Genomic DNA, 20387 nt, shown 5'->3' with positions numbered 1-20387 from the left:
GCCGGGTCGCCTTACCGCACCGGCCCGCCGTGAATGTTGCGGTAGTGGGCCGCGGCCGCCCCGACATCGCCCTGGCCGAGTCCGAGTGGCGCCTGCAGGAACGCGGTGAGGATGTCGTTGGTCGCGCGCTGTGTTTCGCGCGGCCCGCGGGAGCCGCCCATCAGCTGGGCCATCAGGAATCGGGCCGGGTCGGCGAGGAAACGCGGCACGTCGGTGAAGCTGTAGTGATTCGCCTGCCCGATCTCGTAGCGATAGCCGCCGGCCCGCAACCGTTCGAGCAGGCACCGATTGCCGACCAGATACTCGACGCTGTGCCCGGTCTCCTCGTGATCGCTCTCCAGCAGCAGGAACGGCTTGGCCAGTGCCTGTTCGGGGAGCGTGCCGTACAGCGTGCCGTCGATGTTCGATCCCGCTTTGATCCGGGGGTCGTGCGCCACCGCCGCGGCCGCGGCCGCGCCGCCGAACGAATGGCCTATGGCCGCAACGTGTTCGGTGTCGAGGTGCGCCCCCAGCCGCAGTCCCAGGCGTTCGGGCTTGCTCAGCTGATCGACCACGAAGCGCAGATCGGCGGTGCGGACGTCGAGTTGCCCGGTCATGTACCGGGTTTGGTCCGGATCGTGGTCGAGAAAGCGTTCGCGCGGGGTCGCGAGGGTGCCGTCGGCGAGTTCGGTTACCGCGGATTCGTACGGATGGTCGACGGCCAGCACGACGAAGCCACGACTGGCCAGGTCGGCGAGCAGCCCGGTGTAAAAGGCGCGTGGCGCACTGTATCCCGGCGAGAACAGCACCACCGGCCAGCGGTCCCGTTTCGGACTGACCGGCACTTCGAGCGTGCCATGGGTCTCGATCCGGTCGTAGCCGCGCAGCAGCGCGCTGGGCAGCACGGAGATCCGGTCGGGGAGCCTGCCGTGACCGTCGAGATAGGCCGAAGGTCGGCCCGCCGCATCGGGATCGGCCGGATACCACGCCTGCACCACGACATTGCGCCGGTCGGCGGGCACGTCCGAACTCGGCTCCGGCCGATCCGGATCGACCCAGCGGAAGATCTCGGTGCCCACGCCATACTGCCCGCTCGGCCGCGGCAGGTCGGGCACCGGCAGCAGCGCCCAGGCGGCCATCGCGGGTACCACGAGAAGTCCGACCGCGACGCGCGCGACGATCGCCCATCGGGTTTCCGGCCGGTCCGCACGCCGGAACGCCTGCCGGGCAACGAGTCCGGCGGCGGCGCCCACCAGTAGGTACGTGGGTGCGAACTGCCAGTAGAACCCTTCGAGCAGCCACTGGACCACACCCCCGGCCAGCAGGACGGGCAGCGCGAAGGGAGCGATCCGGCGGGCGAGGTGCGGGGCGGCGATCGCCGTCACCGCGAACGCGAACGCCGCGACGGCGAGCAACGCGTCCAGCATCGACATGACAGGTGACCTCCCGCTCCGTTGCCGGTCCCGCGGGACCGGTCGTGCATCCGGGTCCCAGCTTGGCCGACAGGCAGGTCATCGCGCGTCTACAGCAGGTCGCTATCGAGTCATCCCGTGGGATGAACCGAACCCCGCCGGACGGCGGAGCGGTGTGCTACTTCCAGTAGGCCTGCGACTTGATCGCCGTCTTGGGCAGCTGGTGGGTGGTCTTGAGCGTCTTGACGATGGACCGCGTGGTGTGACCGTCGCAGGTGACCCAGCCGAACGCGTCCTTCGCGCACGACATCTCGTGCGCCTGTTCGCGCAGCAGGCGGCCGTCGTCGATGCGCTGCACCCAGGTGACCTGGTGGTGCGGCTTGTTGCGCACCGGCAGGGTGGTGTCGGATTCGTACTGCCATTCCAGCCAGACCCGGGCCGGGGTGTCGCCGATCGCGTCGAGCAGCGAGTTGATCGCGGGCAGCGAGGCGGTGTCGCCGAAGACGAGGTATTCGCTCGGTGTCGCCTCGGGCAGCCGGAAATTCGAGCCGAGCACGCAGGCCTCGATCTCGTCGCCGACCGCGGCGCGCTGTGCCCAGGCGCTGGCCGGACCGCTGTGCAGCGCGAATTCGATGTAGAAGTGGTCGTTCTCGGGATCTTGATCGACCAGGGTGTAGCCGCGCTGGTGCAGCTTGTCGCTCTCGGCGTCGGGGATCCACAGCCTGACCCACTGCGTGGGGTGCACGGGGTGGTTCGCCAGCAGGCCGCCGGCGGTGAAGCCGATGCGCTGGTATTTGTCCGTGATGCTCTCGGTCGAGGTGACCCGGAAGCGATAGTCGTCCGCCCGCCACGCCTTCAGGATGAGACCATTGGCTCCTTTACCCATGCGGCTAAGGCTAGCCTAAGTAAAGTCGAAAGTCTCGTGGTGGGCGGGCACATCGGGCCCCGCGCGCGGCACGGAGCCCGATGTCGTTGCGGCGCTACGAGATCAGCGCTGCTGTCCGGCGTAGTACGCGATGGTGTCGACGGACTCGCTGGTCAGCTTCCAGGCGCCGTCGATCTGCCGCCAGGCGATCTGGATCGGCGGGAAGGTGCCGTAGCCGGGCACGGTCACCATGAGGTCGGCGTTGAGGGTGTCGCCCGCGGCATTCGCGTTCTGCACCGCCCAGGTCAGGCCGGGCACGCTGCCCATGACGCCGCCGACCCGCTCGATCACCGCGAGGTCGGCCTCGCCGCCCTCGAGCTCGGCCGCGCGCGCGGAACGCGAAGCGCCGGAGTTCAACACGAGCGAGAGCTTGGACTGGAGCTCGCCCGCCGACGGCGCGGCGGTGCGCACGATGGACGGCGCTGCGGTCGCGGGAGCGGCGGCGGCCACCGTGCCGAAGGCGCCGAGAGCGGCGGCGGTGAGGGCGATTGCTGCGGTAGCCACGCGGGCATTGCGCTTGATCATGTGCGTTTCCATTCCTTTGGGGCGTGGTGGTGCTGCGCCTGGGTTCTTCGCCACAGTGCTGGCACTGCCCATAAATATAAGGTAAGCCTATGCATATTAGGGCGGGCCACCCGCCCGACGTCGTGCGGTCGACTGGCCGCCTCGACGTCATCGCAGCTGACGGCCCGATCCGATAGCTGCGAGGTGGCTGGAATCACAGATGGGAGCACCGGTGGACAGACTTCTCGTGGTCGGCGCTGGTCCGAAGGCGATGGCTGTTGCGGCGAAAGCGCATGTGCTTCGTGCGTTGGATCTGCCCGCACCCCAGGTCATCGTCGTGGAATCGCATGCGGTGGGCGGCAACTGGTTGCCCAGCGGCGGCTGGACCGACGGTCAGCACCGGCTCGGCACCAGTCCGGAGAAGGATGTGGGCTTCCCGTATCACTCCACCTGGGCGCGTGGCCACAACCACGCGATCAACGAGGCGATGATGGCGTTCAGCTGGACCTCGTTCCTGGTCGAACGCGGCACCTACGCCGAATGGGTGGACCGCGGGCGACCCAGTCCGCACCACCACGTCTGGGCCAAGTATCTGCAGTGGGTGGCCCGCAAGACCGAGCTGGAACTGGTGCTCGGTTCGGTCCGCAAGATCTCCGCGGCCGCCGACGGCTGGACGGTCTCCGTGACCGACGCGGACGGTGCGGTCAGTGAGATCGACGCGGACCGCTTGATGATCACCGGCCCCGGGCATTCGCGCCGGGCCCTGGCCGATCATCCGAAAGTGCTGAGCATCGCGGACTTCTGGGATCTCGCGGGTAAGCGCAGGCTGCCGGCCTCGTCGCGGGCCGCGGTGATCGGCGGCGGCGAGACCGCGGGCTCGGCGATGGACGAGCTGGTGCGCCACGACGTGCTCACGGTGTCGGTGATCTCACCGGCGGCCACCATCTATACCCGTGGCGAAAGTTACTTCGAGAACTCGCTCTACAGCGACCCGGCGAAGTGGCGGGCGCTGAGCATTCAGGAGCGCCGGGATGTCGTGCGGCGCACGGATCGTGGTGTCTTCTCGGTGCGCGTGCAGGAGAACCTGTTGGGCGACAGCCGGGTTCATCACCTGCAGGGGCGGGTGATGCGGGTGGCCGAGCAGGGGGAGGGGGTCGCGCTCACCCTGCGCAACGATCTGCGTCCGGATCAGGTGCACACCTTCGATCTCGTCGTCGACGCAACCGGCGGGCAACCTCTGTGGTTTCTCGAGTTGTTCGATTCGGACGCCGCGGATCTGGTCGAATTGGCCATCGGCGGACCGATCACGCAGGCGCGAATCGAGGCCTCGATCGGTCATGATCTGGCGATCTCCGGGCTCGATACCAAGCTCTACCTGCCCAATCTCGCGGGCCTCGCGCAGGGCCCGGGATTCCCGAACCTCAGCTGCCTCGGCGAATTGTCCGATCGCGTGCTCGCCTCGGCGCCCGCCCGATCCGCGGCGATACCGCAGGCGGCAACACAGCGGGCAACCAATAGGCTAGGCTAGCCTTACTTATTTTCGAGAATGAGGTTCGGTTCATGCGCATCGTGTCGTTCGGCTTCCAGACCTGGGGCCGCAAAACCCTGCAGGCGCTGCTCGATTCGGAGCACGAGGTGGTGCTCGCGGTGACCCACCCGGCCAGTGCGCAGTCCTATAAAGCGATCTGGTCGGATTCGGTCGAGGAACTCGCCCGCGAGCACGGCGTTCCGGTGCATCTGACCGAGCGCGCCGATGCCGCGACGATCGATCTGGTCAAGCGGGCCGAACCCGATGTCATCGTGGTGAACAGCTGGTACACCTGGATGCCCGCCGAGCTTTACGCCCTTCCGCCGCACGGGACGCTCAATCTGCACGATTCGCTGCTGCCCAAGTTCACCGGGTTCTCGCCCGTGCTGTGGGCGCTGATCAGTGGTGAGTCGGAGTTCGGGCTCACCGTGCACCGGATGGACGAGCAGCTGGACACCGGCGACATCCTGGTGCAGCGCTCGCTGCCGATTCCGCCGGATGCCACCGGGACCGAACTCGTGCTCGCCGGCATGGAACTCATCCCGGGCGCGGTGCACGAGGCCCTGCACCTGCTCGAGTCCGGTACCGCCGTCTGGCGTCCGCAGAACAAGGCCGAACGGACCTACTTCCACAAGCGTTCCGACCGGGACAGCCAGATCGATTGGCAGTGGAGCGCAGTCGATCTGGAGCGTTTCGTGCGCGCCCTCTCCGAGCCGTACCCGCGGGCGTTCGCCTACTACCGGGGCGAACGGATCGAGGTGCTCTCGGCGTCGGTGTCGGCGGCCTGCTACGGCGGCACCGCGGGGCGCGTCATCGTGCAGGAGGGCGGCGGCGCCGTGGTGTGCGGCCCGGATCCGGTGCGCGGCCGCAATCGCGGACTGGTGCTGACCCGGGTGCGCACGGCCGACGGCGTGGAGCACGACGGCGCCGAATTCTTCAGGCGCGGCGGCTATCTCACCGCTACGCCGGAGCCGGTCGCCGGCTGACGGTTGGGTAGGGGGTGCTCGCGGCTCGGACCGCGAGCCGGGAAGCGACGCTCAACCGGGGGGTGAAGGAATCATGTCGACCATTGCCAATACCCCGAACCGCCTGCGGGACAGTCGATCCGATCGGCTGTCGCACGAAATCAGCGAAGGTGCGCGGTATCCGCTGTCGGCCGCCCAGCGCCGCGCCTGGTTCCTGCAGACCCGCGATCCCGCGGACACCACCCTCAATATCTGTGTCGCGTACCGCTTGACCGGTCCGTTGGCCGTGCCCCGGTTACGGGCCGCGGTGAGCGCGGTCGTCGCGCGGCACGACATTCTGCACACCACGTACGGTTTGGCGGCCGACGGCGAACCGTTCCAGATCGTACGGCCGGACGTGTCACCGTCCTGGCAGGAACACGACCTGTCGGAGCTGGCCGAACCGAGTCGGGCCCGGCGCTCGGAAGTGCTGGCGCGCCGCGAATTCGGCCGTCCCTTCGATCTGGCCGCCGAGGCGCCGCTGCGCTGCACCCTGGTGCGCACAGGTGCCGAGGAGTTCGTCTTCATCCTGGTCGCGCACACCATCTGCTGGGACGACGACTCGTGGAGCGTGCTGCGCGCCGAACTGAACGCGGCGTACAACGGCATCGAGCCGCTCGCCGGCCCGGGCGCCCAGTTCGTGGATGTCGCCGTGCTCGGCGAGGCGCCCAGCACGCCCGACGACGCGGCGGTCGACTACTGGCGCCGCACACTGCGTCCGCTCCCCGAGCCGCTCGAGCTGCCGGGCAAGCCGATCGTCGCGGATACCGAGAACCGCCGGACGGGGCGCAGCGTGCTCGCGGTGCCGCCCGAGCTGCTCGCGCGGGTATACGCGTTCGCGGGTGAACACGACTCGACGCCGTTCGCGGTGGCGCTCGCCGCGTTCCACGCGCTCATCCACCGTTACACGGCGGCAACGGATTTCCTCGTCTCGGTGCCCGTCTCCACCCGGGACGCGTCCGCGGTCTCGGTGATCGGGTACTTCGGCAACACGGTGCTGCTGCGTGCGGCGGTCCGGCCGGGCGACACCTTCGCGGAGTTCGCCGCGGGCGTACGGGACACCTGTGCCGCGGCATTCGCGCACCAGGAAGTCGGTATCGATCGGGTGATCCGCGAGATCAACCCGGACCGCGGCAACGGCCGGGACGGCCTGGAACAGTTGGTACGGGTCGGTTTCGGCGTGCGTGAGGCGCCCCGCGGATTCGAGTTCGACGGCATCATCGCCACCGGGGTGGACCTCGGCCGCTCGGTGCCCCAGGTGCCACTGCGGGTCACGGCCGTGTTCGACGTGCACGGTGTCCACCTCGAGGCCGAGTACTGGGCCGACGAGGTCGAACACGGGCTGGTCGAGCAATTGCTCACGCACTACGTCCGGCTGCTCGGCAGTGCGCTGACCGCGCCGGGCGCCCAGGTCGGCGAGCTGGATATGTATGGCCCGCAGGATCGTTCGCTGTTGCTGGCGCAGTCACACGGCGTGCTGGTGGACACCCCGCCGGCCACGATGGTCGCGCTGTTCGAACGTGCCGTCGCGGCCACGCCCGGCGCACCGGCGGTGCTGGCGCCGCGCCACGACGGTGCCGACGACGTGGCACTGTCCTACGACCAGCTCAATCGTCGCGCGAATCGATTGGCGCACTGGCTGATCGGGCAGGGAATCGGTCCCGAGGACGCGGTCGCGCTGCGCCTGGGCAATTCGGTGGAGTTCGTGGTCGCGGTGCTGGCGGTGCTCAAAGCCGGTGGCGCGTACCTGCCGATCGATCCGGCCGACCCGGACGAGCGCATCGAGGAGTTCTACCGAGACGCGCGCCCGCGGCTGGTGTTCGGCATGGTCGAGCTGGTGGCCGCGGAAGAGTCCGCGGTCGAGTTGCCCGAGCACGATCCGGCCGATCCCGAACGGGTCCGCCCGCTGCGTCCCGGCAATCTCGCCTACCTCATCTATACCTCGGGTTCGACCGGAAAGCCCAAGGGCGTGGCGGTTTCGCACGCCGCGATCGCCGAGCACCTGGACGGCTTCCGCGCGGAGTGGGGGATGACGGCCGAGGACCGGCTGTTGCAGTCCTCGCCGGTGAGTTTCGACGCGTCGCTGCTGGATATCTTCGTCACGCTGACTGTCGGTGCGTGCCTGGTGATTCCGAAGCCCGCCGCGTTCCGCGACATCCCGTACGTCGCCGACCTGATCACCCGCTGCGGTATCACCGTGCTGCACATGGTGCCGTCGACGCTGAGCACCTTCCTGCTGCTGCCCGAAGTGAGCGAATGGCGTGCGCTGCGCCATGTTCCGGTCGGCGGCGAGGCGTTGCTCGGCGAGGTGGCCGATCGCTTCGCGGGGGTCTTCGACGCCGAACTACGCAACCACTACGGTCCGACCGAGGCGGTGGTCTCCGCGACGCATATGCCTGTCGACGGTCCGCAGGGCACCCGGATCGTGCCGATCGGCGTGCCGAACCGCAACGTGTACTGCTACCTGCTCGACGAGCGACTGCAGCTGGTCCCGCACGGCGTCGTCGGGGAAATCTATTTGGGGGGAGCGCAATTGGCGCGTGGGTATCTGCATCGGGCCGGGCCGACGGCGGACCGTTTCGTCGCCGATCCGTTCCTGCCGGGCGCACGGCTGTACCGGACCGGCGATCTGGCCCGGCGTGGAGCCGACGGCGTGCTCGAATTCGTCGGCCGCGCCGACGCCCAAGTGAAGGTGCGCGGGTTCCGCATCGAACTCGGCGAGGTGGAGGCCACCATCGCGGCGCATCCCGGCGTCGGGCACTGTGCGGTCGTCGCGGTGGCCGACCGCTCGATCGGCACCATGCTCGCGGCCTACGTGGTGCCCGCCGCCGGTGACCTCGACCTCGAGCAGGTGCGGGCGCGGGCTGCCGCCAGTCTGCCCGAGTACATGGTGCCCGCGGCGTTCATGCTGATCGACGAGATCCCGCTGACCAAGCACGGCAAGCTCGATCGTGACGCGCTGCCGGAGCCGGTCCGGATCGCGCACGGCTATCGAGAACCGGGCACCGCCACCGAGATTCGGCTCGTCGAGCTGTATCAGGAGATCTTCGGCCTGGACCGGGTCGGCGCCGATGACTCGTTCTTCGACCTCGGCGGGCATTCCTTGCTGGCCAACCGGTTGGTGCCGCGGCTGCGTGCCGAATTCGGGGTGGAGATCGACGTGCGGGTGGTCTTCGACAATCCGACGGTGGCCGGGCTGGCCGCGCTCATCGAGGCGACTCCCGTTGCGGCGCCGGAGGAATTGACCGCCGCCGAACGCGAGCGGGTGCTCGGCGAGTGGTCCACCGGCGTCGACCTCGCCGATGTGCCCGACCTGGCCGAGGTCATCCGCCGCGGCCACAGCTTTCCCAGCAGCCGGCCTGCGATCCGTTGCGGCACAAAGTCGTTGACCTACGGCGAGTTGTTCGCCCGCTTGGCCGCCGGTCGCCCTGACGAACTCGCGCCGGCCGACGACGCGGCCGAGCGTCTGGTGCGCTTGGTCACGACGCTGCTCGATGCCGCGACCGAGTCAGGCGAGGACACCTGCGTCCTGCCGCCCGCCGCGGCGCTGGCGGTGGCGGTCGCGGATCGCCGTGCGGTGGCGGCAGATCGGCGGTGCCGAAACGCCGACCCGGCCTACCGCGCACGAGATGTGCGGCTGCTCGCGGTGCGCCGCATCGATGCGCGTGCGGCGGTCGAACTGTTCGCGGCCCTGGCCGATGGCGCGCAGTTGATCGTCGCCACACCGGCGCAATGGTCCGATCCCGCCGAATTGGCGGCGCTGATCACGGAATTCGCGGTGACTCACGTCGTCACCGAGGTCGGCATCGCGGCCGGGATAGCACAGGTCCCCGCCGCGGCCGCCGCGACGGTCTGTCGCTGGGATCTCACCGGAACAGACACTGCGCCAACTCTTCCCGCGTTGCTCGCGACGGCGGCGCCGGGCTCGGCCGGCACCGTGGCCTACGCGGTGCCGGAGTATGTGGGCGCCGTGGCGCGCGGACCGCTGGACGGCACCGGGCGGGTGCGCCCGATTCCCGGCGCACGGGTGCTGGTGCTCGACGAGCGCGGTAGACCGGTGCGCCCCGGGGTGCTCGGCGAGGTCTTCATCGGCGGCGCGGCCCTGGGCCGGGTGGGCGACGCGGCGGCCGGGCCATTCCTGGCCGACCCGTTCGCACCGGGGTTGCTGGTGCGCACCGGCGATCGTGCATCCTGGACCGACGATGGTTGGCTGGTGTTTGCTTAGCCTTGCCTACTGCAGCAAGGATCGGACTTGAGGAGTGACGGAATGAAGCTGGGCCGAAGAACGGCGGGACGGGGTCGCGGCATGGTCGGCCGCGCTGTCGCGGTGCTCGCGGTGGGTCTGCTGCTGACCTCCGCGGCCTGTGGTTCCGACGACAAGAGCGACGACGCGTCCGGTGCGGTGACGATCACGCATTCGCTGGGGGAGACCGCCGTCAGCGGCACGCCGAAGCGCATCGTCACGCTGGGCAACCAGTGGCTCGACGCCACTTTGGCGCTGGGCGTGACGCCGGTCGGCTACGCGGACAACGTCTCGATGGGCAGCAAGTCGAAGGTGCCGTGGGTGCCGGATTCGCTGAACGAGGCCAAGGTGCTCAGCATGGGTTCCGACGTGGTGGAGCAGATCGCCGCGCTGGAACCGGACCTGATCCTGGTGCCCGGGTTCATGGTCGACAAGGCGATGTACGAGAAGTTGTCCAAGCTGGCGCCGACCATCGGACCGGTGACGCCCAACGCGCAGGTCGACCAGTGGTCGGATCAGCTCGCGACGCTCGGCAAGGTGCTGCATCGGCAGGCCGACGCGGACAAGGTGGTCGCCGACGTCAACGCGCGGATCGACGGGGTGGCGCACCGGTATCCGGGCTTGCGCGGCAAGACCTTTCTCACCTGCATGCTGACCGGCTCCGCGCAGTTGATGGTGCTGGCCGACCCGAAGGACGGCTCGGCCACGCTGTTCAATCGGCTCGGCATGTCGATTCCCGAGAAGATCGCGCAGGAGGCGCCCGCGGGCGGCCGCCTGGCGCTGTCGCCGGAACGGTTGGGCGACTTGACCTCCGACATGCTGGTCTGCGGCGCACTGCCCGCGTTCGAGGAGAAGTTCAAGCGGCTGCCCGGCTACGACGCGTTGCCGTCGGTGCAGCGCAACGGCATCGCCTTCGTCGACGTGACGACGATCAGCGCGATCAATACCCCGACGCCGCTGTCGGTGCCTTTCGTGCTGGACAAGTTGGATCCGACGTTCGCGGCTGTGAGCAAGTAGGCACGGCTGGTCCGCTGGCCACAGCTGGTTTAGGATAGGCTAACTTTAATCCGGGGGTGGGTAGCTACGTGCTGTCCACCCCCGATTGGTTGATCGGTAGATAGTGGCCGCGGCGGTTTCCCAGGTGGTTGCTGCGGTGCTCGGAAGGATCGAACATGTCAGATTCGCTGGTGCGAAACGCGAACAGGGCCACCACCACTGGTGATCGTGGCACGCCGCTGTCACTCGCGCAGCAGGCCGTGCTGCTGCCGGAACGCCTGCGGCGCACCGCCGCCGCGAATCTGTTCGTCGCGCTGGAGGTCACCGGCGATCTGGACGACGAGGCGTTCGAGCAGGCGACCATCGCGATGCTGGCCGAGCACGAGATTCTGCGCACGGTCTTCCCCGACGACCGCCGCGTGCCCTATCAGCGCGTGGTCGCCGTGCCGGACGCCGTGGTCGAGACCGTCCGCCTCGAGGAGGCCGCGCTGGACTCCGCGCTGCGCTCGGACGCGGTGCACCGCTTCGACCTGGTACACGATCTCCCGATCCGGCTGCGGCGCTATGCATTGCCGGGCCGTGCTGTCGTTTCGATCACGGTGCATCCGGTCGCCGCCGACGACCGCACGGTGGATCTGCTGGCGGCCGGGCTTTTCGCGGCCTACGAGCACGGCCAGGCCGAGCCCGCCGCGGCGCAGTACCGCAGCCTGGTCGCGGCGCAGCTGAAAGCGCTGGGCAGCACCGCCGCCGACGACCCGGACCTGGCCTACTGGACGGCGCGCCTCGCGGATCTGCCCGAACGCGCGACCCCGATCCTCGACGACGAGCCCGGTGCGGAGGGCCCGCGCCGGTCCTTCCGTCTTCCGCGGCCCGCGTTCGACTCCTTGCGTGGCGAGCACGACGCGACCGTGGTCTTTGCCGCGCTCGTGGCCAGGGCGCTCAGCGAAGCGGGCCTCGGCGACGATGTGCCGGTGGGTGTGCTGGAGCCCGCGCAGCAGGGCACAGTTCTCGGCAATACCGCCAATCAGCTGGTGTTGCGGCTGGATTCGGTGCGGACGGGCACCCCTCGGGAACTCGTCGACGCGACCGCGGCCTGCGCCACCGAGGCCCGTGCCCACGCGCAGACCAGGATCGAACGGCTCACCCATCAGCTGAAGGGCACCGGCGCGGTGGTGACCGGCGCGCTCTTCCAGGTGCTCGTCGGGGTGCGGGCCGATGGTCCGATCGCGCTCGGCACGACCGAATACACCGTGCGCGAACTGCACCGGCGCACCGCCCGCCCGCACGGAGTGGACCTCGTCGTGGACGTCGCGGTCGACTCCGACGGCGCCACCCTCACCCTCGAGTTCCCGGCGCTGTCGGGCCGCCGCGCCCTCGACGAGTTCGCCGCCCATCTCGAAAGCCGTTGCGCGGCATGGGCCGACGGCACCGACGTGGCCATCGACACGGCACTGTTCGCCGAGCCGGGTGCGCCCGATGCTCTCGCGGGCGGCCCCGGGCTCGGCGGCGCGCCGCAGACCGACGCCGAACGCGTTGTCGCGGCGGCGATCCGGAAGGTGCTCGAGCTCGACGAGGACGACGAGGTCGGCCGCGCGGACACCTTCTTCTCGCTCGGCGGTGACTCGATCGCCGCGCTGCGCCTGGTCACCGACCTGGCCGAGCAGGGCTACGTGCTCGACGTGCAAACCGTTTTCGCCTTCCCGACGGTGCACGAACTCGCCACGCAACTGGCCGAGGGCGAGCCCGCCGCGGCGGCGCCCGCCCCGGCGGCCGCGGCGCCGATGAGCGCGTCCGGCCTGGATCCCGCGGCGCTGGCGGCGCTCGGCAAGAAGTTCGGCGCGAAGTGAGCACCGAGATCCTCGACGTCGTCGCGCTGTCACCGCTGCAGCGCGGCCTCTATTCGGTCAGCACCATGTCGGGAGAGGTCGACCCGTACCTGGTGACGTTTGCCGCGCGGATCGACGACCTGCTCGATCTCCCCGGTCTGCGGGCGGCGTTCGACGCAGTGCTGCAACGTTATCCGCATCTGGGTGCGGCTGTACTGACCGACGGCCTGCCGCACCCGGTGCTGGTGATCACCTCGGACGGGCGGATCGGCTGGCGCGAGGTGGATCTGCGCGCGGCTGCGGACCCGGAAGCCGCCGCCCAGCAGCTCTATTGGGACGAAGGCCGGGTGCGTATCGACCTGGACAACGGCCCGTTGTTCCGGGTGACCGTGGCGCGGGTCGCCGAGCACTCCTATGAATTGATCTGCACCGCACACCACATCGTGGTCGACGGCTGGTCCATCCCGTTGATCTTCGCCGATCTGATCGCGTTGTACGGCGGCGGATCGGCGCTGCCGCCCGCCCCGCCGCTGCGCGAGCACGCGGCCTGGCTGGCCGGCCGCGATACCGCGGCCTCCATCGCGGCCTGGACCGAGGCGCTAGCCGGGCTGTCGCCGATGCCGATGCTCGCGCCGCCCGCGCCGGGGGACATCCCGGTGCTCGGCACCGCCGAATTCGACCGCGCGGAAACCGAACTGGTCGCCAACTGGGCCCGCTCACACGGCATCACCATGAACACCGTGTGCCAAATGGCCTGGGCCCGGGTGCTTTCCGGCCTCACCGGACGCGACGACGTGGTGTTCGGGCAGACCACCTCCGGGCGCGACGCGTCGCTGCCCCATGCCGATCGGCTGGTCGGTGCGCTCGTCACCACCATTCCGGTGCGGGTGCGGATGGACGAGCGCTCGCCCGCGCAGATCGGTGCCGAGCTGCAACGCACCGTGGCGCAGCTGCGGGCGCACGAATACCTGGGCATCGCCGAGATCACCAAACACGCCGGAGTGGGACAGCTTTTCGACACGCTGCTGGTCTTCGAGAACACTCCGCTCGGCGAGATCACCACCTCGATGCAGTTGACGGGTGGCGCCACGATGCGGCCGCGCCGGATCGATTCACCCAGCCACTACCCGATCGCGGTGGTGCCGGTGCTGGAGGACCAGCGGCTCGTCACCCGCGTCGAAATCCGCCCGGACCTGGTGGACCGATTCGATCCGGATCAGCTGGCGCGCCGGGTGCTCGCGGTCATCCGGCGGCTGGTCGACGTCGAGCGCGGTTGCGATATCGACCTTTTGCTCGCCGACGAGCCCGCCGCGCTGGCCGTCGCGCCGCAGTCGCCGGCACCGTACGCCTCGGTGCCTGCGGCATTGCTCGCGGCCGCGGATCGGGCCGCTGCACAGGTAGCCGTGGTCGACGCAGCCGGAGCGCAGTCCTTCGCCGAATTCGGTTCGGCTGTAAAGACTTTGGCCGCCAGCCTGCGCGCCGCTGGGGTGCGGCCCGGCGCCGCGGTAGCGGTCGTACTGCCCCGCGATCGCCGGGTGTTGCACGCGCCGTTCGCGATCGGCCTCGCCGGTGCGCTGTGCGTGCACGTGGACCCCGCGACGCCCGCGGACCGGCTGGCCTACATGTTCGAGGTGGCGAACGTCGGCGTAGTGCTCGGCGACGAATCGCTGGCCGACACCTTGCGCCTGGTCCGCGAGCAGGGACGTGAGTTCGTGCACGCGGTACCGGACGACCGCGGTGTGCTGCGGGTGCTCGGTGCGTCCGGCCCGGTCGAGGCGAATGTGCCGGTGCCGCAGCAGGATCGGAACGCGCCCTGCTATGTGGTGTTCACCTCCGGCACCACCGGCCGCCCGAAAGGGGTGGTGGTCCCGCACGGTGCGCTGCTGAATCACTGGTCGAACCACGAGCGCCGGATCTTCGCGCCGCTCGCCGCGCAGTCCGGACGGCAGCTGCGGATCGGGCACGGCTGGTCGACCGGTTTCGACGCCGCCTGGCAGCCGACGGTCGCGCTGCTCAGCGGGCACACGGTCGTCTTGCTCGAGGACAAGGTGCGCACCGACGCGGAGCAGATCGTCGCGGCGATCGAGCAGCAGCGCATCGACATCTTCGACACCTCGCCGTCGATGTTGAACCGTTTGATCGCGGCCGGCCTGTTCACCCCGCGTTCCGGCCCGGCCCAGCCCGCAGGGGAGTCCTGCCCGCTGCTGGTGCTCGCGCTGGGTGGCGAGGCGATCAGCCAGGACACCTGGACGCGACTGCGCCGCCTGCCGACCACCCGGGTCATCAACTTCTACGGCCCGACCGAGACCACGGTGGAAGCCCTGATGGCCGACGTGCACGAGCACGCGGCGCCGACGATCGGGCGTACCTTCGACAACCTGTCGGCCGAGGTGCTCGACCATCGACTGCGTCCGGTGCCGCCGGGTGGTCACGGCGAGTTGTACCTCTCCGGTGCGCAACTCGCGCTCGGCTATCTCGGCAGGCCGGCTACCACGGCGGCCGCCTTCGTCGCCGGAAGGAGCGGAAGGCGTTACCGCACCGGCGATCTTGTGCGCCGGACCGCCGCGGGCACGGTGGTCTACGAAGGCCGCATCGACAGCCAGGTCAAGATCAACGGTTACCGGGTCGAGCCCGACGAGGCGACCGTTGTGCTGCGCGAGCTCGACGGCGTAACGCACGCCGCCGCATTGGCTTTCGTGGAGAACGGCCGGACTCGCCTGGGCGCCCTGGTCGTCGCCGAACTGTCCGTTGCCGAGATCCGCGCCGCCCTCGCGCAGCGCCTGCCCCGGTTCCTGGTGCCGACCCGGATCGTGCACGTCGAACAGATCCCGTTGAACCGCAACGACAAACTCGACGTCCACGCCGCGACGGCGCTACTGCACGCACCGGTCACCGATGCCGTGCTGGCCGAGCCCGCTACCGAGACCGAGCGGACCCTGCTCGGGCTGATCGCCGCGATGGGTGAGGGTCGCGCGGCGGCGGTCGGTGTGCTGGACAATCTGGCCGATCTGGGCATCGACAGCATCGGCATCATCGACCTGGTCTCCCGGCTGCGTGGCGCGGGATACCGAGTCACCGCGAAAGACGTTGTCGCCGCTGGGGATCTGCGCGACCTCGCGAACAAGCTGGACACCGCGGCGGGCGACGACGTCGCCGAGGCCGCGCACACGCCCGCGGGCACCGTCCTGCCGCTCACCGCGCTGGCGCACGAGATCATCGCCAACGGCGACTACCGCTACCTCGCGCAGAGTCAGGTGATCATGCTGCCCGACGACGCGACGGTCGAACTGGTCGTCGCACGACTGCACGCTTTGGCCGCGGCGCACCCGACTCTGCGTTCGCGCCTCGACACCGAAACGCACGACACCCCGGTGCTGATCGTCGAGGAATCCATCGACGCGGCAACATGTTCGGCAGTGGTCACCGACACCGCTGCGGACCCCGCGGCGCGCCTGGCCGAGACCGTCGACCGGCTCGATCCGGCGGCGGGCCGTATGCTCTCCGCCACCGTGCTGGACGGCGGGCCGGGCCGGCGCCGCCTGCTGCTGTCCATCCATCACCTCGCCGTCGACGTGGTCTCCTGGTTGATCCTCGTCGACGACCTGCGCCGACTCGAACAGGGCGACCTCCCGCTGAACGAGCAACCCCGCGAACCGGATCCGAGCTCGGTGCCGACCGCGCCGCTGCCGATTCTCGGTACCGCCCTCGGCGGCCGGTTCTCCGATCCCGCCAGCGACCGTGCGGGCAAGGTGATCCAGCGGGTGCGCGAACTCGGACCCGAGCCCACCGAGCGGTTCCTCGCACGGTGTGCCGAAACCGGGATCCCGTTGGAGGACATGCTGATTCTGGCCTGCGCGCGCACCTTCGCCGACAGCGCCGACGCCGCGGGCCGAGTCGCGCTGACCAGGGAGTCGCACGGCAGGCCCGCCGAAGACGACACCCGCCAGGTCGGGTGGTTCACGGTGGAGGAGACGGTCCTGGTGCCGGTGACCGAACTCCGCGGCTGGACGCCGGGTGCGGGTCCGCTGCCGTGGCACGAGCGCACGCTCGCCGCGCGCGGCCAGCTTCGGCTCAACCATCTGGGCCGGTTCGATGTGCTGAGCTTCGGTTCGGGACCGTGGTCGCCCGCGCCGCTGGCGGAGTTCACCGCCGAGTTCGGCATCGCGGGTCACCCGGATCTGCCGGTGCGGTTCACGGTCGACGTGATGACGGCGGTCGTCCCGCGCGACGGCAGGCCGTCGCTGGTCGCCCAATTCGACGTGAATTCGGCGGTTCTGGACGAAACGGACACCGATGTCCGGGTCGACCGTTGGGCCGCGGTACTGACCGAACTCACCACTGGGTGAGCCGGTAACCGGCTATGTGCCGGTGACTAGACATAGCAAATAGGTTAGGCAAACCACACTCTGCCTCTGGGCGCCCCTCGTGGGTTACGATGCCTTGAGGTTAGGCAAGGCTTGCCTCTGCGGTCCGATGGGCTGTTTCTCGGCTGGTGAGGAGTCTGATGTTCGGCAAGGCTGAACTGCGCGACATGGTGGCAGCGGATCTCGGCGTAGCACCCGAAACGGTGGGTTACGACGACGATCTAGTGAGCCTGGGCATGCATTCGATGAAGCTCATGCACCTGGCCGCCAAATGGCGCAAACAGGGCTACGAGGTGCGTAGTTCGGCCCTCGCGCTGAATCCGACCATCGCCGGCTGGGCGGAGTTGCTGGGAGTGAGCCAGCAGGTCGAGGAGGTCGCGTCCGCGCCCGCTCCGGCCGCCGAAACCGCCACCGAGACGGACGAATTCGCGTTGGCGACGATGCAGCACGCCTACTGGGTGGGCCGACGGCAGGATCAGCGGCTCGGCGGGGTCGCGGCACACCTCTACGTCGAATTCGACGGCCGTGGCCTGCAGGCCGATCGGATGCGGCGCGCGGCTGAACGCCTGGTCGCGCACCATGCGATGCTGCGAGCCCAGTTCCTGGACAGCGGTACGCAGCGGATCCTGCCCGCGCCGTTGGTGCCGGTCTGCCACACCCTCGACCTGAGCGCGCACTCCGCGTCCGAGGTCGAGACCGCGCTCGACGGCATCCGCCAGGACAAGAGCCACCAGCGCATGGACGTCGCGGCGGGCCAGGTGGTGGACATCGCGGTGACGGTGCTGCCCGGCGGCGCGCATCGTCTGCACCTCGACGTCGACATGGTCGCCGCCGACGCCCAGAGCTACCGGCGCATCCTGGACGACCTCGCCACGCTCTACGAAGCCGACGACGACGCACTCGAGCCGCTCGGTTTCACCTTCCGCGAATACCTCGCCGCCAAAGCGCGCACCGCTCCGGACAATTCCGCCGACGTGCAGTGGTGGGCACAGAAGGCGCCGACCCTGCCCGATATCCCGTCGCTGCCGGTGGTGCCGGAGAACGAACGGCCGGACCCGTCGCGCAGCATCCGCCTGCACCACTGGTTCGACGCCGGGGAGAAGGCGCGGCTGCAGCAGTACGCGCACGGCAACGGCGTGACGCCCGCCGTCGCGCTGGCCACCGTGTTCAGCGAGGCCATCGCGCGCTGGTCGGCCCAGCAGCGCTTCCTGCTGAACCTGCCGTTGTTCGCGCGCGAGCCGCTGCACGACGACATCGACCGCGTGGTGGGCGATTTCACCAACTCCGTGCTGGTCGACGTCGACGCTCGCACCACCGAATCGATGGTGGCGCGGGCGAAGCGATTGCAGCGCGAACTGCACACCTCGGCCGTGCACTCCGGCTACGAGGGCTTGGACGTACTGCGCGATCTGGGCAGGCTGCGTGGCGCGCCGGTCACCCCGTCGGTGGTGTTCACCTCGGGCCTGGATCTGGGAGAGTTGTTCTCCGAGCGCGTCACTCGCGTGTTCGGCGAGCCGGTCTGGATCCTCTCGCAGGGACCGCAGGTCGACCTGGACGCGCAGGTCGTCGAGCTCGCCGGCGGTTTGCTCGTCAACTGGGACATCCGCCGCGACGCACTGCCCGAGGGCGTCGCGGCGGCGATGTTCGCCGAATTCCGCGACACCCTCACCGCACTCGTGCGGCCGGACGCGGACTGGTCCGCCGAACTGGCACTGCCGCTGCCGCAACCGCAACGCGCGGTGCGCGACTCGGCCAACGACACCGCCGCCGAGCTGGGCGCGCGCACCCTGCACGACGCGTTCTTCGCACTCGCGCAACAACATCCGGACCGCGTCGCGCTGTGCTGGCGCGACGGCGGGTCGGCCGGCTACGGGGAACTGGCCGCGCAGGCGCTCGCGGTCGCCCGCGCGCTCGCCGACGCCGGCGTCACCTCCGGCGACACCGTGGCCGTGGTGGTGCCGAAGGGACACCGGCAGATTCCCGCTGTGCTCGGTGTGCTCGCCGCGGGTGCGGCCTACCTGCCGATCGGCGTCGATCAGCCGAGCGCGCGCCGGGACCGGATCCTCGCGCGCGGTGGCGTGCGGGTCGCGATCGTCGACGATGCCCAGATCCTGCCCGACGCGGTGACCGGAATCGCGCTCACCGACGCGCTGGCCGGGCCCGGCCTGGACCGGCCGGTGCCCACGACGCCGGACGCCGTCGCCTACGTGCTGTTCACCTCCGGATCGACCGGGGAGCCCAAGGGTGTCGAGGTGAGCCACCGCGCGGCCGCCAACACCATCGACGCGATCGGCGCCCGTTTCGATCTCGGCCCGGACGATCGGCTGATCGGGTTGTCCGCGTTGAGCTTCGACCTGTCGGTCTACGACATCTTCGCGCCGCTGTCGCTGGGCGGGGCGCTCGCCTGTGTCGACGCGGATACCGAGCGCGATGCCGCCGCGTGGGCCACCCTCATCGCGGAGTCCGGTGTGACCGTGCTCAATTGCGCGCCGGGCCTGATCGGCATGCTGCTCGAACTCGCCTCGCCCGAGCAGCTGCGTTCGCTGCGGCTCGTGCTGACCGGCGGTGACAAGGTGAAAACCGAACTCGCACAGCGGATGCGCGCGCAGGTGCCCGGCTTGCGCTTCGTCGGCCTCGGCGGCACCACCGAGACCGCGATCCACTCCACCGTCTGTGAGGTCACCGACGATTTCCCGGCCGCGTGGGTCAACGTGCCCTACGGCACGCCGCTGGCCAACGTGCAGTTGCGCGTGGTGAACGAGCGCGGTGAGGACTGCCCGGACTGGGTGCTCGGCGAACTCTGGATCGGCGGCACGAGCGTCGCCGACGGTTACCGCGGCGACCCGCAACGCACGGCGGACCGCTTCGTTCAGGTCGACGGCGTGCGCTGGTACCGCACCGGCGATCTGGCCCGCTACCTGCCCGACGGCACCGCCGATTTCCTCGGCCGCGCCGACCACCAGGTCAAGATCCGCGGCTATCGGGTCGAACTCGGCGAGGTCGAGTCGGCGCTGCACGGGCTCGCCGCGGTGCGCGAGGCCGTCGCGCTGATCACGCCCTCCGGCCGGCTCGCCGCCGCGGTGACCGCCGCAGCGCCGGTCGAGCCCGCCGAGCTCACCGAGCAACTGCGAGAACTGCTGCCCGGCTACATGATTCCCGAGGTCGTCGAGGTGCTCGACGCGATCCCGCTGACCGCCAACGGCAAGCTCGACCGCGCGGCGGTAGGCGCCCGGTTCGCCGATGACGCCGGCACCCGCAATGTCTATGTGCCCCCGGCGAACGAGGTCGAAGCCGCGGTCGAATACATCACCGCCCAGGTGCTCGGCGTCGATCGCCTCGGCGTCGAAACCGACTTCTTCGACGTCGGCGGCAACTCGATCCTGGCGACCACGCTCACCGGCCAGATCCGCGGTCTGCTCGCGGTGCAGGGGTTCGGTGTCACCGGCGTGCTCGAAGGCCGGACGGTGCGCCGGATCAGCGCGGGTCTGCTCGCCGCCGAGCCGGCACCGGACCGGCTGGTCCAGGTGGCGCGCATCCTGCTCGAGCTGGCCGAGATCGACCTGCCCACGCCGGCGGCCCTGGTGTAGCGCGGAATGTGTTGCCGCA

The 20387-nt window shown here is 69.8% G+C and carries 10 protein-coding genes; 7 read left to right on the top strand and 3 right to left on the bottom strand.

What is annotated here, in order from left to right; translation table 11 throughout:
* Nucleotides 1-11: 11 nt before the first annotated feature.
* From TY25_RS39020 to TY25_RS39010, 3 genes are all read right to left on the bottom strand, one after another.
* Nucleotides 12-1412, bottom strand: a complete 1401-nt coding sequence (locus tag TY25_RS39020; RefSeq protein WP_042265143.1) for an alpha/beta hydrolase family protein — start codon at nt 1410-1412, stop codon at nt 12-14.
* Nucleotides 1413-1569: 157 nt separating this feature from the next.
* Entirely contained in the window at nt 1570-2277 is a 708-nt protein-coding gene (locus tag TY25_RS39015) for a siderophore-interacting protein (protein ID WP_042265141.1), read from the bottom strand.
* A 102-nt stretch (nt 2278-2379) separates the two neighbouring features.
* Nucleotides 2380-2820 carry an MTB12 C-terminal domain-containing protein gene (locus TY25_RS39010; protein ID WP_236639179.1) on the bottom strand — a complete coding sequence of 147 codons (441 nt, stop codon included), beginning with the start codon at nt 2818-2820 and terminating at the stop codon, nt 2380-2382.
* 220 nt (nt 2821-3040) lie between these two features.
* On the opposite strand from TY25_RS39010, the gene TY25_RS39005 reads away from it, so the two are divergent.
* From TY25_RS39005 to TY25_RS38975, 7 genes are all read left to right on the top strand, one after another.
* A complete protein-coding gene (locus TY25_RS39005; RefSeq protein ID WP_042265139.1) occupies nt 3041-4348 on the top strand; it encodes a SidA/IucD/PvdA family monooxygenase in 1308 nt (435 codons plus the stop codon).
* A gap of 32 nt (nt 4349-4380) precedes the next feature.
* Nucleotides 4381-5334 carry a methionyl-tRNA formyltransferase gene (locus TY25_RS39000; RefSeq protein WP_042265136.1) on the top strand — a complete coding sequence of 318 codons (954 nt, stop codon included), beginning with the start codon at nt 4381-4383 and terminating at the stop codon, nt 5332-5334.
* A 73-nt stretch (nt 5335-5407) separates the two neighbouring features.
* The gene (locus TY25_RS38995; protein ID WP_042265134.1) at nt 5408-9577 is read left to right on the top strand and encodes a non-ribosomal peptide synthetase; all 4170 of its coding nucleotides are present in this window, start codon (nt 5408-5410) and stop codon (nt 9575-9577) included.
* Between the two features lie 42 nt (nt 9578-9619).
* A complete protein-coding gene (locus TY25_RS38990) occupies nt 9620-10612 on the top strand; it encodes an ABC transporter substrate-binding protein (RefSeq protein WP_042265131.1) in 993 nt (330 codons plus the stop codon).
* Between the two features lie 155 nt (nt 10613-10767).
* The gene (locus tag TY25_RS38985; protein WP_042265128.1) at nt 10768-12438 is read left to right on the top strand and encodes a condensation domain-containing protein; all 1671 of its coding nucleotides are present in this window, start codon (nt 10768-10770) and stop codon (nt 12436-12438) included.
* Nucleotides 12435-16763 (top strand): non-ribosomal peptide synthetase, encoded by a 4329-nt coding sequence (locus tag TY25_RS38980; protein WP_042265125.1) that lies wholly within the window; start codon nt 12435-12437, stop codon nt 16761-16763. The genes TY25_RS38985 and TY25_RS38980 overlap by 4 nt, the downstream gene beginning before the upstream one ends.
* 158 nt (nt 16764-16921) lie before the next feature.
* Nucleotides 16922-20368, top strand: coding sequence for a non-ribosomal peptide synthetase (locus TY25_RS38975; RefSeq protein WP_042265123.1), 3447 nt, complete (start codon nt 16922-16924; stop codon nt 20366-20368).
* The last annotated feature ends 19 nt before the right edge of the window (nt 20369-20387 follow it).

The organism is Nocardia brasiliensis NBRC 14402, from assembly GCF_000308475.2.
Classification (GTDB): Bacteria; Actinomycetota; Actinomycetes; order Mycobacteriales; family Mycobacteriaceae; genus Nocardia; species Nocardia brasiliensis.
The sequence above is the reverse complement of the archived record's forward strand: the minus strand, read 5'-3'. Positions and strand labels throughout refer to the sequence as shown.